The sequence below is a fragment of the Flavobacterium psychraerolatum genome (assembly GCF_025960985.1).
GTDB lineage: Bacteria > Bacteroidota > Bacteroidia > Flavobacteriales > Flavobacteriaceae > Flavobacterium.
The window spans coordinates 76635-93361 of record NZ_JAOQMX010000011.1; the positions used below are offsets into that span (position 1 = coordinate 76635).

The window sequence follows — 16727 nt, forward strand, 5'->3', positions numbered from 1 at the left end:
TAGCTTTGCTAAATAAACGACCTCAATTGAGGTCGTTTTCATTAAGTAAAACATAAAATAAAACAATATATTGAAAACAGTATTGATTACAGGAGCTTGTGGCGGAATTGGAAAAGCTACGGCCTTGTATTTTGCAAATCATGGTTGGAATGTTATTGCCACTATGATTTGTGTCGAAAAAGGAGTAACATTGGAAAAAGTAGAATCCATTTCGTGTTTTGAATTGGATGTTACCTCCACCGAAAGTATCAAAAAATGTAAAGAAGCCATTCTACAAGAATATACCACCATTGATGTTGTTATTAATAATGCAGGAATTGGGTATCGAAGTTTTGTTGAATTATCTGAAGATCAAAAAATTGATGCTATTGTAGATGTAAATTGGTTAGGTGTCGTTAAGGTTTGCCGCACTTTTATTCCTACTTTTAGAAAACAAAATCAAGGTTTATTTATTAACATTACTTCCATTGCTGGATTGGTAAACCTTCCTTTGGGGAGTTTTTACCATTCGACCAAACATGCTGTTGAAAGTTTTTCTGAATGTATGGCTTATGAAGTGAAAGACTTTAATATTGGAGTTGCAACGGTACAATTTGGAAATACACCTTCAAATTTTCAAAAAAATGTATCAAAATGTCCTGAATCAAGTATTCCTTCCTATGATCGCTTGATGCAAAAAATCAATAGTTTGTTAGAAAAAAAGACAAAAAAAAATGTAGATTTAAAGAAGGATATTGTAGAACAGCTTTTTCAAATTGCTAGTAAACCACCAAAAAACTTCAAAAGATATACTATTGGATTTGATGCTAATCTTTTAAATATTTTGAGAAAACGATTAGGGTATCGATTGTTTTCTAGAATTATTAGAAAATCAGTCTGTTAGAAATAAAATTATAACTCTAATAATAAAGTAAGATTATTATAATTTTTTTTAAATTGTTGACTATGTACCAATTAGGAGACTACAGAAACATAAAGCATAGGCTATTTTGAGTTTATTATAGGTTATAATAAAACTACAAGTATTGATTAAGAGTCATAAATTTAGTTAATTTTCAAAAATAGAGTTCCAATCATTAAATTCGAGGTCGGTGAGGGTATACTCATTCAAACTTTCTATAAAAAGTAGATAAGCCTTATTGAATAGGGATTTTAATTTACAATTGTGTAATTTGAAGATACATGGTTTTGTATCACAGTTTACTATTGGCGAGTCGTCTTGTTCCAATAAATGTATTAAATCACCCAATGGATATAATTTTGCTTTTTCAGAAATGGTTATCCCCCCTTTGGCTCCTCTTTTTGTGTTTACAAGTTCATTGGCTCCCAAAAATTGAACCACTTTAATGAGATGGTTGCGTGAGATTTTGAATGTACTTGCTAAATCATCCAAAGAACTTTGAGAAGGCTCCTTTTTTTGATTTAAATACATTAATACACGCATACTAAAATCGGTAAAGTGGTTTAATTTCATGTTTGTTTATTTTTAATCTAATGCTAATAATTGGGGGCCAAATTCTTCATAAAAAACAGATTCTTTTGTGACACCAAGTTCTATTAAAGTTTGGTACTGCTTTTTAATAAAAAGTTCTGGTCCGCAAATATAATATTTTGCATCGTTAATAATTATTTCTTCTTTATAATTATGCAAGTCTGCTCTTCCTTCAATAGCATTCGTTAAGGTTTCGGGCATTGATTCGTAGAAAACGAAAGAAGTCAACCAATTCTCATTTACGTTCAATTCTTCAATTCGGTCTTTAAAAGCATGTACATTTTCATTTCGACAACTATGAATCCAGATGGTTTTGTTTTTTTGTAGTGCATTCTTATTAGCTTCTACCATACTCATTAAGGGAGTTACTCCTACGCCACCACTAATTAATACCAATGGATTTACCGATTCTGGATCGGCATAAAAAACGCCTGCGGGAGCAGTAACTTCAATAGGGTCTCCAATTTTTTTGTTATGTAGTACATTCGAAACAATACCGTCTGGAGTAGGGCACCCTTTTTCACTTTTAACAGAAATTCGGTAATAGTCCTCGTTAAAGCTTGTTGATAAACTATACTGTCTAGGTTGTTCATACCCCAATTCAGGAACAAATATTTTAACAGAAATATATTGTCCAGGAAAAAAAGAAACTATTGCCTTCCTGTCTTGAGGTTTTAGATAAAAGGATTTAATTTCATCACTTTCAGTAACGATTTTATCAATTATAAAAGTTCTCCAACCCTTCCAGCCTCCTTCGCTTTTCGCTGATTTTTGGTACATTTCAGCTTCAATAGATATCATAATTTGAGCCAATTCAGTATATGCACAGGTCCAAGCATCAACCAATTCTATAGTAGCGGCATTTCCCAAAACTTCTTTAATTGATTCAATCAAGTGGTGCCCAACAATGTCATATTGCTCAGGAAGTATGTTTAAACTCACATGTTTATTTCCGATAGATTTTAAAACATTAATCAAAACACTTGGGTCGTCTATATTTTCGGCATAAGCCAAAACGGCACCTGTTAATGCATTTTGTTGCTTTCCACTGGCTTGGTTCGCCATATTAAATATATTCTTTAGTTCAGGATTACTTGTTAACATTCGTTGATAAAAGTAAGTTACTAAGGCATTACCACTAGATTTTAATACAGGTACTGTCGATTTCACTAATTCTTTTTGTTGTACATTCATGATGTTATGATTTTATTTTTACAAAGATATACTAAAAAGTTGATTGTTATATATGAAATACAACAATTAATTTTTTAGTACTATTTTGATTAAGAAAGGGTAGGGGAATACTTGTTGTTATAATAGTTTGGCATTACTTTTTGGAAAGTTTAGAAAGACTATTGCAAGTCTATTTTTAAAATGATAATTTTGAAATTATTGTAATTGAAAATAAAAGCAGAAATGTCAATTGATAAAATAAAAGTCATCATTACCGATCTAGATGGGACACTATTAAATACAAATCATGAAATATCGACTTATACTCAGACCATATTTCGAGAATTATACAAACAAAATTATTTGATTATTGTTGCAACAGGTAGACATCATCTAGATGCTATGCCCTTAGTAGCAAGTTTAGGGTTCCCAATCTATTTGGTGACTTCAAACGGAGCACGTATTCACTCACCAGAAAAAGAACTTTTATTTTCTTTTGATATCGAAAGCGATGCAGTAAAATCTGTTCTGGAATTAGAGATTGATCCTGAAATTACTACAGTGCTTTTTAAAGAAAATGTATGGCAAACTAATAAGTATAACCAGAAATTAAACAGTTTTCAAAAAGAATTGAACTATGCTCCCGAGTTAGTAGATTTTAAGGATGTAACTGATTTTAAAGCGATAAAGATGTTCTTCACGCACGAGAGTCACGGAAAATTAATTGATCTACGAGATCGAATTTTAGTCGATCATGATGGAGTCTTTAGTCATGCTTTCAGTTTGCCATATTGTTTGGAGTTTATGGATAAATCGGTAGATAAAAGTGTTGCGATTGCAATGATTCTAGAAATAGAAAACTATACTTTTGATCAAGCGATTTCTTTTGGAGATGGTTATAATGACGAAGGAATGCTTATGGCAACTGCCAAAGGGTTATTGATGGGTAATGCACCAGATAGTTTGAAAAATAAACTAGCGCATTTGGAAGTGATTCTTACTAATTCTCAAAACGGAGTAGCGTATTATTTAGCCGAAAAAATTTTGAATCAGTCCGAAGTATTAGGTAATTAAGTTTTAATAAATCTCGAAATCAAACGCACATCATTGATTAATTTTTGATGTATTTTCTAAAAATAATCCTAAATTTGTAGCTTGATAACAACAACACAACATTTTTTCAAATGAGCAATACAATAACTACAACTGATTTTAATTTTCCAAATCAAAAATCTGTTTATAGAGGTAAAGTAAGAGAAGTATATAATATCAATGACAATCTATTAGTAATGATAGCCACTGACAGGTTATCTGCATTTGATGTAGTTTTGCCAGAAGGGATCCCGTACAAAGGACAAATTCTTAATCAAATTGCAACCAAATTTATGGAGTTAACGGCTGATATTGTACCAAATTGGTTAATTGCTACTCCAGATCCAAGTGTTGCTGTTGGACATTTATGTACGCCTTTTAAGGTAGAAATGGTGATCCGTGGGTATTTATCTGGACATGCTTCACGCGAATATACTGAAGGAAAAAGAAGTATTTGTGGTGTTGCAATGCCCGAAGGATTGAAAGAAAATGATAAGTTTCCGGAACCAATAATTACACCTACTACCAAGGCTGATAACGGAGAACACGATGCAGATATTTCGAGAGAAGCAATCTTAGCAAACGGAATCGTTACAGAAGAAGATTATGTAGTGTTAGAAAAATACACACGTGCATTGTTTCAAAGAGGAACAGAAATCGCTGCGAGTCGTGGATTAATTTTGGTAGATACCAAATATGAATTTGGAAAAACCAAAGAAGGTGTGATCGTTTTGATTGACGAAATTCATACTCCAGATTCTTCTCGTTATTTTTATGCTGAAGGATATCAAGAAAGACAAAATAGTGGAGAAGAACAAAAACAATTATCAAAAGAATTTGTGCGTCGTTGGTTGATCGAAAATGGTTTTCAAGGTAAAGAAGGACAACAAATTCCAGATATGACTCCCGCGTACATCGAATCTGTATCGGAAAGATATATTGAGTTATATGAAAATATTATAGGAGAGAAATTTGTGAAAGCAGATATATCTAGTATCAATGAAAGAATTGAGAAAAATGTAAATACTTATTTAGCAAAGTAATTTTTATAAATTCATAAGAAGGCCGCAATTCAAAATAAGAATTGCGGCTTTTTTTATATAATTAATTTCAAGTAGATCTAGCTGTTTGTTTTGAATTTTAGAAAATAATAAAAGCCCTGTAATTGCGCCAATAGTAGCAAAAAGCATATCAGATTGTGTGTCCCAAATATCTCCTTGTGTACCCAAAAATGCATCTCCACCTTCGCCAGTCACCAATGACACGCCCCATTCAATCCATTCATACGCTGCGCTAATGGCCAGACAAATGGAAACAATTATAAAGTTGAAAAAACTAGGATTGCTAATGACTTTTTTTCTAATAAACAATTCGCGAGTTATCATTGCAGGTACCAATCCTTGGGCAAAATGACCTACCTTATCATAATTATTTCGACTTTGTTGAAATGTTTCTTTTATAAAATCAAAAAAGGGCACTTCGGCATAAGTATAATGACCACCAATAAAAAGGATGATGCAATGAATAAGGATCAGGAAGTAAGTGAAATTAGTGAATCTAAATTTTTTGAAAGTAAGTGCCAACACTAGAGCACCAATAATAGCAGGGATTATTTCGAGAAAACAAGTAAAACCTTCTTTTGGGTTACTAATAGACCATAGTAAGAAAACAAAAAATACGGTAATCATTACATAAATATTCTTCATAGAAAAATGGGGATTAAATCAGGACTAAAATATGATTTTTCCTTCTAGAATCAATACGGTAGTTTGTAAAAATCAAAAGACCGTAGTTTTGAGTTAACTACGGTCTTTTGATTAATAATGTCTTGATACGTCAAAATTTTATTTATTCAATTGGTGCATGTTTATCTCTGTTAAATATCCAAAATATGATTGGAAATACAAGTAGCGTTAATACAGTTGCAGTAACTAATCCACCTATAATTACGATTGCCAATGGTTTTTGAGATTCAGATCCAATTCCGGTAGAAATTGCTGCTGGTAACAAACCAATTGTTGCCATAAGTGCAGTCATAACAACTGGTCGGGTACGCACTTTTACTGCTTCCAGGATTCCGGCATCGAGTTCCATTCCAGCTTTGATATTTTTATGAAATTCAGATATCAAAATAACACCATTTTGAATACAAATTCCGAATAAAGCAATAAATCCAACCCCAGCAGAGATTCCGAAATTCATTCCAGTGATGTGTAGCGCAATTATTCCTCCAATAATGGCAAAAGGAACATTTGCAAGAACTAAAACAGAATCTTTAATATTTCCAAACATGATAAAAAGTAAGAAGAAAATCATCACCAAACTTATCGGTACTACTTGTGCTAAACGAGCAGAAGCACGTACCTGATTTTCAAATTCACCTGTCCATCCTATAGAATAACCATCAGGTAATTTTACATTTTTAGCTACTTTGGCTTGTGCATCAGCGATTGTACTTCCTAAATCTCGATCTCGAATTGAAAATTTAACACCAATGTAGCGTTTCATATTATCTCGGTAAATAAATGCTGGACCATTATCTTTTACAATTTCTGAAATTTCTTTCAAGGGTACTTTTGTGTTGTTTAACGTTGGTACCATCAAATTACCAATGTCTTCGGTACTTTTTCTAAATTCTTTTTCATAACGAATACGAACATCAAATTTACGTTCTCCTTCATACTTTTGCGTAGCTGTCTTACCGCCAATAGCCATTTCAAGTACTGCTTGTGCATCTGAAAGTGTAACTCCGTAGGCAGCCATTTTGCTTTTATCTAGTACAACGCTTACTTCTGGTTGTCCAATATTTCTAATAATTCCAGGTTCTTTAATTCCTGGAACAGTAGCTATTTGCTTTAATACCAACTGTGACAACTGATCCAATTTATTTAAATCTTCACCATAAATTTTAACACCATTGGCAGCTTTGAACCCTGCTACTGCTTCGGCTACATTGTCAATAATAGGTTGTGAATAATTGTACACAACACCTTGGTATTGCTTCAATCGGTGATCTATTTGGTCTATAAGATCATCCATTGAAATTTTGCGTGTCCATTCTTCTTTTGGTTTTAAGTTTACCTGCATTTGTGCAAAATAGAATCCACTAGGGTCGGTACCATCATTACTACGACCAGTTTGAGATAGAACGCTTACTACTTCAGGAAATTTTCTAATCTCTTTTTTTAGTGTTTCAGTCATTTTTACTGTTTCTGATAAGCTAGTACTCATAGGTAATTCTGCAGTAACCCAAAGTGCTCCTTCATTTAATGGAGGTAAAAATTCAGTTCCTAAAAATTTAGCTGAAAACAAGGTAGTCACAAGGATAAGCAACGATACTGCAAGTGACAATCTTTTATTTTTAAAGGTGAATTTAAATCCTTTTTCAACTATATTATTCCAAAACTCAACAAACGGATTTTTTTTCTCGCGTACGTTTTTGTTTAATAATAGGTGAGACAATACGGGTACCAATGTCAAGGTAAACAATAATGCACCTAGTAACGCAAAACCTAAAGTATAAGCAAGTGGTGAAAACATTTTTCCTTCAACTTTTTGAAAAGAGAAAATAGGAAGTAAGGCAGTAATAATTATCATTTTCGAAAAGAAAATAGCTTTACCAAGTTCTGTACCTGTTTTTTTTATCATTCCTCCTTTGGCCAGTTTATTGAATTTCTCCATGCCTAGCTTGTGTGCTTTGTGGTCAAGCATTACAAATAATCCTTCAACCATTACGACGGCTCCATCTATAATTATTCCAAAATCTACCGCACCCAATGAGAGTAAATTGGCACTCATACCCATCAACTTCAAACAAAAGAAGGAAAATAAAAGTGCTAACGGAATAATTATTGAAACCGTTACGGTAGTTCTCCAATCTGCCATGAATAGCAATACCATTAAGGTTACCAGTACAATACCTTCAAGTAAGTTATGCATCACAGTGTGCGTACAAAAGGTCATCAATCTATCACGATCATAAAAGGGAACAAGTTTTACGTCCTTAGGTAGAATTTTAGTATTTAATTCATCTACTTTAGCTTTTACACTTGCAAGTACTTCAGGAGTATTTTCACCCTTTCTCATAACAACAATTCCCTCTACAACATCGCTCTTATCATCCAATCCTGCTTGGCCCACTCTTGGCATAGCACTCTCTTCAACTTCAGCTAAATTTTTAACTAGTATTGGGTTTCCGTTAAATTGTGTAACAATTATGTTCTCAATATCAGGAATAGATTGTAGTAATCCAATACCACGTACCACATAAGCTTGTCCATTTTTCTCAATTACATCACCACCAACATTAAGGTTACTTTTGCTTACGGCATCATATACTTGTAAGGGAGTAAGGTTATATTTTTCGATACGGCGTGGGTCAATACTTATTTCAAAAATTTTAGTTTGTCCACCAAAAGCATTGATATCTGCAACGCCTGGAACAGAGCGAAGATTGCGATCAACTAACCAGTTTTGTAACGTTAAAAGTTCTCTAGAATCTCTAGTTTTACTTTCTAATGTATAGCGGTAAATTTCTCCCGTTGGCCCGTAAGGTGGTTGTACATCTGGATCTATTCCATCAGGCAAGTCAACAGTGTGAAGCTGATTGTTAACTTGTACACGAGCAAAGGAGTCATCTACACCATCATCAAATATAATTTTGATAACAGATAATCCAAACATAGTAGTACTGCGTACACTTGTTTTCTTTTGTACTGATGCCATAGATAATTCTATTGGTGTAGTTACAAAACGTTCTACTTCCTCTGCGCTTCTACCATTCCATTGGGTAATAATAATAATTTGGGTATTCGTAACATCAGGGAAAGCTTCGATAGGCATATTCGAAAAAGAAATAAAGCCTAAAACAGCCAATAGTCCAACCCAGAAAAAGGTGAATGCTTTATTCTTTAGCGAAAAAGCAATAATATTTTTGATAAACTTATTCATGATTTTTTAGTTTTAAAATTGGGCATGAAAACGCATTGAAAAAAAGTTAACAGGTCCTCGATCTTTATTATAACCTGGGTTAACAATAAATTGGTAATCAGGTGAAAGAGTTATATTTGACTTAGGAACAGAAAAGGAATAGAATGCTTCTACTATTTTTTCGGTACCATAGTTTAGGTTCCCGTCACCAATCATAAAACCGTTTCCTCCCAATTGTTGGTATCTTTGATGCGCTGCTGATAGTCCGTTGCTTGCAAATGCAATTCCAGCGCCATCATTTTCGCGCTGCCACATTTTACCTTTTAAATTAATACCCGCTGTTGCAGATTGATCGATTTCTGTAAAGGCCCAAGTTTCGTTTTTTCCGTCATTATAACTTAGCCTTGAAAAAGCGCCCCATAAATCTTTGTGTACATACTCCGCGTTTAAACCCAGTCCGTATTTTGTGCGACCGTTGGCTCGTGTGCTTGTAATATCAGGTATGCCTACAAAGTTGGCATTGGCTTGATTATAGTTTCCAGCTGCCGCTACATTTCGAAAACCTAAAAGTCTAATAACTGCTTGGTCGTTGTTCTTAAAATTAATTTGCCTTTCAACCTCTATGTTTATAGCATTCGACTTTTTTACATTAAATGCTACATTTGGTCCATTTGCTTTGGTAGGTTGAGCAGACCAAGCGGCTCTAATTTGCCAATTGTTAAACTGATAATTCGTGTATAATGCATCCGTATATCCTCTAGTATTTGCAGCATAATCCCAAGCACCCATATCCATGAGTGACCAGTTTAAAAACTGAGATCGTGCGTCGTGACTGAAACTATTACCGTCAAAATAATCAGCTAATCCAAATTTTCCAAAAACCATTTTCAAGGAATGATTAGCATCAAAGTCAAAATTTTGTTCGAGTAACATTCTAGCCATATAAACCACAGGTTTAGCATTTCCAATTCTAAAGGTTTCCCCATTGGCAAAACCTCCTAATCCTTTAGCTTGTGAAACTCCTTCACCACCAGCTAACTCGGGGTTAATTGTCATTAAAGCACCTTTCCATAAAGGCATGTCAAAAAATAGAGTAGAAGTGAGGGATAAAGCTTTTTCTGCTATGTTTTGCAAACTATTAGCTCCCGAATATTGTGCTTTGAATGCTGAATGATATTGATAAATAGATGTGGTTTGATAATGAAGGCTATAGCTCTCTTTTTCCTCTTTTATGGTATCTTGCGCAAATATCAAAGCGGAGATATGAAGAATAAAAACTAACAATAATATTTCTTTCAGCATGATTAGTCGTTTAATTCATCATAAATGAACAATTGATTATTAGTAATTACTTTTTCATTTTCAGTAAGCCCTCTTGATATATAGGTGATGTCACCCACTTGTCTAAATACTTCTACAGGTCTAGTCTCAATATTTGATTTGCTTTTATAAACCATAACAAAATTTTTACTTTTATCAAAAACAATAGCTTTACTTGGTACTGCAATCATTTTTTGTGACTCGGTAAATGATAGCTTTATAGTTGCACTCATATCTGGTTTAAGTAAAAAATTGGTATTACTTAACTTAATACGTGCATTCATTGCTTTGGTATCAGGATTGATGATATTAAAGATCTTATCTACTTTCCCTTTAAAGTTTTTATCAGGATAACTTAAGGTGGTTACTGTTGCCTCTTGACCTAATTTCACTTTGTCAATATCTACTTCATTAATATTTGCAAGTGCCCATACTTCACTTATTTCTGCTATATCAAATATGTTTTCTGATCGGTCATTACGTAATAGCATATCTTGATTAATGCTTTTTTGAATTATAAAGCCACTTATTGGTGCTACTACCTGGTATAGAGAACCTACTTTGATATTATAAATCTTGTAAATTTCCTTGATTCGATCCAATTCAGACTGCGCTTTATCAACCTCACTTTTGGCACTTAATACATCTCTTTCAGAGTTTAATTTTCCTTCAAACAATTCTTGTGCTACTTTCAGACCATTTTTAGCGAGCAATAAATCGTTTTTTGCATCGATTAATTCTTTCTCATAATCCGCAATATCTATACTTCTTATAACGGCAAGTACTTGCCCTTTTTTTACATAATCTCCAAGCTCTACATTTACTTTGATTACACTACCACCTACAAGCGGATACACATCAATAGACTTATTATTGTCAGCCGTAATTTTCCCAAAAAAGTCAAGTACATTTTTTAGAGGTTGCATCGTAGCATCTGCAGTGGTTGTCGTTTTCTGCATTGTTTCACTAAGGATGAAAGTGCTAACAATTTCGGGTTTTGGTTCCTCTTTTTTACAACTTGTTACTGCAATAGAAAGGATTAATAATCCAGATATAAGTTTTGTATTCATAGTTTCTTTATTTAAATAATTCAGTATTGGTTGTAGCATTCAGTTCTTCTGCAGATAACACTACTTTTTTCTTCAACTCATTTAGTAGTATGCTTGATTGATTATAGCTTTCCATAAAATCGGTAAAGTCTAGAATACTAATGTTACTTTTTTGAAAATTAGCCAACATACTTTGATATACTTGATTAAAAGCCTCTGGAGAAGTCAATTGTATTTGACTATAGCTTTTTCTAGATTCAGTCCACTTATTTAAAATCGAAAAAATTTCGGTCTGTAATCCAATGGTAGCACTTTGCTGATCAATTTTTGACTGTTCCCATGTCACCTTAGCTGCAGCAATATTCCCTTTGTTTTTATTCCATAACGGAAGTGGAATTGATAAGTTTATATTTTTTTGGTTATTAAATGCAGATCCTCTTTGTGAGTAGGACAGTCCCACATTGGCATCAGGTATAGCAAGGGATCGTTGAAATTTGATATTGAGTTCGTTTGCTTCAATCTCTTTTTGTTTCACTAAATAATCTGGTCGAAGTAAAGATGCTTTTTCTTGCAGGGATTGTACATCAAACAATTGCTCTTTGTTATATTTATCAAAATCTGTATCACTCACGATAGGTATTATTTTTGAAGCATCGTTAAGCAAAAGTTTCAGATTGGCTTGTTCTTCATAATTTGCATTTATAGCCTCAAGTCGTTCGTTTTTAAAATCTAAATAAAGAGATTGAAGTCGTACTAAGTCTTTCAAGGGGAGATTGCCTTTTTCAACTTGTTGGGAATAGGATTTAATTAATTTTTCAATATGTCCCAATTGTGAGTCGGTAGTTTCGATGTTTTTGGAATTGTAGAAAACGGTAAAAAAGCTTTTTCGTAATTGAAATTTTAATGTTCGCAATAAATCACTAAATTCTAGCTCTGCAATTTGTTCATTTTTCTTTGCTAAGTTTACTTCCTTTGCCTTTTTTCCGCCCAAATAGATGATTTGATTGATTCCAAAATCTTTGGCTCCTTGTTTACCAACATCAAAATATTTTTGCCTTTCAGGGTTGTATAAGTTAATATCGGCAGAGAAAGTAGGATTGTCCCAAATTCTTGCCTGAATAGTTAAAGCTTTTGCAGCATCAATATTATAGTGCTCAGCAAGTAAAACCAAATTGTTTTTTAAAAAAAGTGCTTCACATTGTTGTACGGTAATGGGATTTTGTGCTTGTAAAATCTGGAAACCAAAGAGAAGGAATAAGATTCCTAATTGTTTTTTCATAGTATCATATTTTATGATACAAAGATGGATTAATACCACTTTAAGAGACCTTAATTTAAACCTTAAAAAGTACTTAAAATATGAATTTTAACTGAAAAAGGTTGGTTTGTTCACTAGGAATACTGTAGGTAATTTGGGCCTGATGAATGTTTAAAATGCGTTGTACAATAATTAATCCCAAACCAAATCCAGTGGTGCCGTTTGCATTTTTACCACGCATGAAGGGTTGAAAAAGATGGAGTTGCTCTTTTTTACTTAACGTTTTTCCGTAGTTGGCTACTGATATGATAAGGCTTTTTTCATCACTGCTAATTATAACTTGTGCTTGCTTATCGGTAGAGTAAACACAAGCATTTTTTAATATATTACTTATTGCAATTTCCAATAGATTTTTATTTCCGCGTATTTCTAGTGCTTTGTCAAGGTATTCGTTGTCCTCAATTTCAAATGTAATTTTAAAATTAGGATAAGTTTTGTTGGTGTTTTCAATGGAACTAAACAAAACTTCATCCATTCTAATCAATTCCTTTTCAGCTATTTTACTAGTCTCCGTTTTTGACAAAATCAATAAAGAATGTATTAACTCCGTTAATTGATTAATATCGGAAAGAATTACCAGCAGGAAGTTTTTGGACTCTTCAGATATCGAGGCAGTACTTATTTTATTTTCAATCTGTGATGTAATTCTGGATAAGGGAGTGCGTAATTCATGTGAAGCATGAGCAGTAAAATCTTTTTGCCTTTGATAAGATAACTCGATCCTATCCATCATAAAGTTAAATTCATTGGCAATTAGGTCAATTTCATTTTTAGTACTTGCAGATGCGATTCGGGTATCAAGATTGTTTTCGTTAATTTTTTTTATTTTTTGGTGAAATAAACCTAACGGAAGTATTGCTTTGCGTACCATCCAAGAGGTCAATATCCAGCATATAAAAGTAAATGCTAGGTATGAAATAATTAAAATGTATTGTAGGTAAATTGTTTTTCGGTTACCATAGCGGTCATTGGCAGATACTAGCACAAAATAGTCTTTGGCATTCGTATCTATAAAAATTCCGTAAAATTCATTTTGACCCACTTTTTTAAAAAATGATTTGTGCTTCTTCAAATACTTTAGATCGGTAACGTTCCAATTTATTTTTTGGCCTTCCACGCTACTGTACATTAATTTAAAATTAGAATCAAAAATTAAGGTCTCTTCATTGTTTAATTTGTAGACAGAGTTATTATCTATTTCACGCAATAGCTCATAGTCTGGATTCTTATTATCCGATAAAAACCTTAAGGTTTTAAGTGCTTTTACCTCAAGCCGATCAATAAATTCTTCTTCTCTAAAGTTGGAAGCCAATGTAAATATAAATACACATGCTATTCCGTATAGAACAGCAAACAGTGCACTTACCAATAACGAGATTCTAGTTTTTAATGTCATTCAACTTCACATAAGTAATATCCATAACCAATTTTTGTATGTATTAATTTGACTTGATGGTCTTTGTCTATTTTTTTTCGAAGAAAATTAATGTAAACTTCAATTGTATTTTGGTTAGTTTCAATATGATAATCCCACAATTGATCTGCAATGGTAGCTTTGGATAGTACTTTTCCATTTGCATTGGCAAGCATCAAAATGAGTTTGAATTCCTTTGGTGTTAATTTTATTTCGATGCCAGAACGAAATACCTTCATATCAGATTCAAATAATTCTAAATCATGTATAAGGATAGATTCTTTATTTTGTTGAGGTACCTCTTTTCGACGTAGTAGAGAGTTGACTCTCGCAAACAGTTCATCAAAATGAAAAGGCTTAACCAAATAATCATCTGCTCCATTATTAAATGAGGTGAGCTTATCGTCAATTTCACTAAAAGCACTTAGCATTATGATCGGTGTTTTTTTATCAATTTCTCTAATAGCTTTACAAACTTCAAATCCATTTTTACCGGGTACATTGATATCAAGAATTATCAGATCATATTGAAATGCCTTATATCTTTTGACCAAAAGTGAACCATCATAAAATGGAATACATTCAAAAAGTTTAGAAACAAAAAAACTACTGATCTCTTTCGATAAAGTAAAATCATCTTCAAGTAATAAAATTTTCATAAGATTTAGATAAAAATAACCCGACTTTTATAAGTCAGGTTATTTAGATTGAATTTGATTTTAAATTGCCTAACTATGATTTAAAATAGGAGAAAGTTTCATTATTCTCAATCTTCAAAAGTGTTTCATAAATCAGTTTGATCACGTTTTCAACATCCTCACGGTGTACCATTTCTACCGTAGTATGCATATAGCGCAAAGGTAGAGAAATTAAAGCCGAAGCAACACCTCCATTGCTATAGGCAAATGCATCTGTATCTGTACCCGTAACTCTCGATGAGGCCAATCTTTGGAATGGAATGTTTTTTTCTACAGCTGTATCCAAAATTAGTTCTCTCAAATTGTTTTGAACTGCAGGAGCATAAGTTACAACAGGACCTCTACCAATTTTAGTTTCGCCTTCAATTTTCTTTTCAATCATTGGCGTTGTAGAGTCATGGCAAACATCAGTAACAATTGCCACATTAGGCTTGATAGTTTGTGTAATCATTTCTGCACCACGCAAACCTACCTCTTCTTGAACAGAGTTGGTAATGTATAGGCCAAACGGAAGCTTTATGTTGTTCTCATGTAGCAAACGTGCTACCTCTGCAATCATAAAACCACCCATACGGTTATCAATAGCACGACAAACAAACTTGTTTTCGTTCAAGATCATAAATTCATCAGGATACGTGATTACGCAACCTACATGAACGCCAAGTTTCTCAACTTCTTCTTTTGTTTCACAACCTAGATCAATAAATATATTGTCAGTTTTAGCAGTTTCCTCTTTGCTACGATTGCGGGTGTGAATTGCTGGCCATCCAAAAACACCTTTTACAATTCCTTTTTTAGTATGAATGTTGACTCTTTTCGAAGGAGCAATTTGATGGTCAGATCCTCCATTACGAATTACATAAATTAATCCATCCTCTGTAATATAGTTCACATACCAAGCAATTTCATCGGCATGCCCTTCAATAACTACCTTATAAGGAGCGTCTGGATTAATAACACCAACTGCTGTTCCGTAAGTGTCAGTAATAAACGTATCAACATAAGGTTTCAAATAGTCCATCCAGATTTTTTGCCCTTCAGCTTCAAATCCAGTAGGAGAAGCATTGTTTAAATATTGTTCTAAAAAGGCTAATGAAGTTGGTTTTAATATAGATTCTGTGCTCATAAAATTATTTTTTTGCTAATTTATAAATTTGGTATCAGACTTGTATATATAATGTATAATTTTACCAAATAAATAGTATCCAATGAAGTTTTTTTATATAATCATTACTTGTTTTATGTTTTCTATGAGTATTTCGGCTCAAGAAATTCCCGTACACCCAATGGATATGGTTCGCGAAATTGACGAATCTATAGATGTAGAAAAAGACACAATACAATTAGAGGAAATCCTAATATCCAAAGAAAAGCTAAATCTCGATGCCAAAAAGCAATTCTTAATATTACAAAACCGTGTTTGGGTAACCTATCCTTATGCAAAATTAACAGCAGAACGTTTAGTAGGACTCAAAATAGGAATGGATAAGTTAAAGACAGCTAAAGAAAAGAAAAAATATTTCAAAATAGTTGAAAATTACCTAACCAATGAATTTGAAGCCAAACTAAAGAAACTTTCCCGTAGTCAAGGCCGAATCCTAGTAAAACTAATCCATCGTCAGACAGGAATTACCACTTTCGACTTAATTAAAGACCTCAAAAGTGGGTGGAAAGCATTTTGGTCCAATACCGCAGCGAGTGTTTTTGATATCAATTTAAAATCAAAATACCAACCCTACGACGTAAATGAAGATTTCTTGATAGAAAGTATTTTATTTAGATCCTTCAACTCAGGCCGATTAATCAACCAGCCACCTGCTAATCCTATTAATATGGAGGATTTAAGCCAAGCTTGGATGTCCAAATCACAAAAATAGAAGTAACATAATAATATTCTCAAAAGTAATAACTATATTTTTAGGAGCAGTAATACTATTTTCATCAGTAAGTGTGGTCCCGCTATGCGTTTCAATCTTTTTATCGGTAGAAAAAGCCTCAAAAAAGGATTTTCACTTCTATCTGGGCTAGGAGGGAAGTATCGTTCTTCTTTGTTAGTATCCTAAAATCCGAATTCAACTACATTTTGTGTATTTAAAAGTCTTTAACCTTCACTATTTGATATATGACCTAACACTTGGGGTAACTTAAAAAAAATCCAGTTAGATTATACTGATTAGGACAGATGGGTTGGTCTTTTCTCTGTAGAAAGCTATAAAATCTATCTATTGTTTATGAGTACTGA

At 33.0% G+C, this 16727-nt stretch carries 14 protein-coding genes; 4 read left to right on the forward strand and 10 right to left on the reverse strand.

Annotated elements, in window-relative coordinates; genetic code table 11:
* Window positions 1-70: 70 nt before the first annotated feature.
* Window positions 71-883: an SDR family NAD(P)-dependent oxidoreductase gene (locus M2326_RS06315; RefSeq protein ID WP_264618709.1), complete on the forward strand. Its 813-nt coding sequence runs from the start codon at window positions 71-73 to the stop codon at window positions 881-883.
* 165 nt (window positions 884-1048) lie between these two features.
* On the opposite strand, the gene M2326_RS06320 is transcribed toward M2326_RS06315, so the two are convergent.
* Entirely contained in the window at window positions 1049-1474 is a 426-nt protein-coding gene (locus M2326_RS06320; protein WP_264618710.1) for an RrF2 family transcriptional regulator, read from the reverse strand.
* A gap of 12 nt (window positions 1475-1486) precedes the next feature.
* Window positions 1487-2686, reverse strand: coding sequence for an NO-inducible flavohemoprotein (gene hmpA, locus M2326_RS06325; RefSeq protein ID WP_264618711.1), 1200 nt, complete (start codon window positions 2684-2686; stop codon window positions 1487-1489).
* Window positions 2687-2890: 204 nt separating this feature from the next.
* Here hmpA and M2326_RS06330 point away from each other — a divergent pair, with 204 nt between their 5' ends.
* Together M2326_RS06330 and M2326_RS06335 are read left to right on the forward strand one after the other, a co-directional pair.
* A complete protein-coding gene (locus M2326_RS06330; RefSeq protein WP_319800823.1) occupies window positions 2891-3739 on the forward strand; it encodes a Cof-type HAD-IIB family hydrolase in 849 nt (282 codons plus the stop codon).
* Between the two features lie 110 nt (window positions 3740-3849).
* The gene (locus M2326_RS06335) at window positions 3850-4800 is read left to right on the forward strand and encodes a phosphoribosylaminoimidazolesuccinocarboxamide synthase (RefSeq protein WP_264618712.1); all 951 of its coding nucleotides are present in this window, start codon (window positions 3850-3852) and stop codon (window positions 4798-4800) included.
* A gap of 3 nt (window positions 4801-4803) precedes the next feature.
* On the opposite strand, the gene M2326_RS06340 is transcribed toward M2326_RS06335, so the two are convergent.
* The 8 genes from M2326_RS06340 to M2326_RS06375 all read right to left on the reverse strand — a co-directional run bounded on the left by M2326_RS06340 (window position 4804) and on the right by M2326_RS06375 (window position 15611).
* Complete coding sequence (locus M2326_RS06340; protein ID WP_264618713.1) at window positions 4804-5463, reverse strand: DUF2238 domain-containing protein; 660 nt, start codon at window positions 5461-5463, stop codon at window positions 4804-4806.
* A 142-nt stretch (window positions 5464-5605) separates the two neighbouring features.
* Window positions 5606-8707: an efflux RND transporter permease subunit gene (locus M2326_RS06345; protein ID WP_264618714.1), complete on the reverse strand. Its 3102-nt coding sequence runs from the start codon at window positions 8705-8707 to the stop codon at window positions 5606-5608.
* A gap of 12 nt (window positions 8708-8719) precedes the next feature.
* Window positions 8720-9988 carry a carbohydrate porin gene (locus M2326_RS06350; RefSeq protein ID WP_264618715.1) on the reverse strand — a complete coding sequence of 423 codons (1269 nt, stop codon included), beginning with the start codon at window positions 9986-9988 and terminating at the stop codon, window positions 8720-8722.
* A 2-nt stretch (window positions 9989-9990) separates the two neighbouring features.
* Window positions 9991-11076, reverse strand: coding sequence for an efflux RND transporter periplasmic adaptor subunit (locus M2326_RS06355; RefSeq protein WP_264618716.1), 1086 nt, complete (start codon window positions 11074-11076; stop codon window positions 9991-9993).
* 7 nt (window positions 11077-11083) lie between these two features.
* Window positions 11084-12334 carry a TolC family protein gene (locus tag M2326_RS06360; protein WP_264618717.1) on the reverse strand — a complete coding sequence of 417 codons (1251 nt, stop codon included), beginning with the start codon at window positions 12332-12334 and terminating at the stop codon, window positions 11084-11086.
* A 73-nt stretch (window positions 12335-12407) separates the two neighbouring features.
* Window positions 12408-13769 (reverse strand): sensor histidine kinase, encoded by a 1362-nt coding sequence (locus M2326_RS06365; RefSeq protein ID WP_264618718.1) that lies wholly within the window; start codon window positions 13767-13769, stop codon window positions 12408-12410.
* A complete protein-coding gene (locus M2326_RS06370; RefSeq protein ID WP_264618719.1) occupies window positions 13766-14446 on the reverse strand; it encodes a response regulator transcription factor in 681 nt (226 codons plus the stop codon). The genes M2326_RS06365 and M2326_RS06370 overlap by 4 nt, the downstream gene beginning before the upstream one ends.
* 73 nt (window positions 14447-14519) lie before the next feature.
* Entirely contained in the window at window positions 14520-15611 is a 1092-nt protein-coding gene (locus M2326_RS06375) for a M42 family metallopeptidase (protein ID WP_264618720.1), read from the reverse strand.
* Window positions 15612-15693: 82 nt separating this feature from the next.
* Between M2326_RS06375 and M2326_RS06380 the strand changes: the two genes are divergently transcribed.
* Window positions 15694-16362 carry a DUF4294 domain-containing protein gene (locus tag M2326_RS06380; RefSeq protein WP_319800824.1) on the forward strand — a complete coding sequence of 223 codons (669 nt, stop codon included), beginning with the start codon at window positions 15694-15696 and terminating at the stop codon, window positions 16360-16362.
* The last annotated feature ends 365 nt before the right edge of the window (window positions 16363-16727 follow it).

Coding starts and splice junctions, on each gene's coding strand:
- M2326_RS06320 (WP_264618710.1), bottom strand. CDS start 1,474: ATGAAATTAAACCACTTTACCGATTTTAGTATGCGTGTATTAATGTAT.
- hmpA (WP_264618711.1), bottom strand. CDS start 2,686: ATGAATGTACAACAAAAAGAATTAGTGAAATCGACAGTACCTGTATTA.
- M2326_RS06335 (WP_264618712.1), top strand. CDS start 3,850: ATGAGCAATACAATAACTACAACTGATTTTAATTTTCCAAATCAAAAA.
- M2326_RS06340 (WP_264618713.1), bottom strand. CDS start 5,463: ATGAAGAATATTTATGTAATGATTACCGTATTTTTTGTTTTCTTACTA.
- M2326_RS06345 (WP_264618714.1), bottom strand. CDS start 8,707: ATGAATAAGTTTATCAAAAATATTATTGCTTTTTCGCTAAAGAATAAA.
- M2326_RS06350 (WP_264618715.1), bottom strand. CDS start 9,988: ATGCTGAAAGAAATATTATTGTTAGTTTTTATTCTTCATATCTCCGCT.
- M2326_RS06355 (WP_264618716.1), bottom strand. CDS start 11,076: ATGAATACAAAACTTATATCTGGATTATTAATCCTTTCTATTGCAGTA.
- M2326_RS06360 (WP_264618717.1), bottom strand. CDS start 12,334: ATGAAAAAACAATTAGGAATCTTATTCCTTCTCTTTGGTTTCCAGATT.
- M2326_RS06365 (WP_264618718.1), bottom strand. CDS start 13,769: ATGACATTAAAAACTAGAATCTCGTTATTGGTAAGTGCACTGTTTGCT.
- M2326_RS06370 (WP_264618719.1), bottom strand. CDS start 14,446: ATGAAAATTTTATTACTTGAAGATGATTTTACTTTATCGAAAGAGATC.
- M2326_RS06375 (WP_264618720.1), bottom strand. CDS start 15,611: ATGAGCACAGAATCTATATTAAAACCAACTTCATTAGCCTTTTTAGAA.
- M2326_RS06380 (WP_319800824.1), top strand. CDS start 15,694: ATGAAGTTTTTTTATATAATCATTACTTGTTTTATGTTTTCTATGAGT.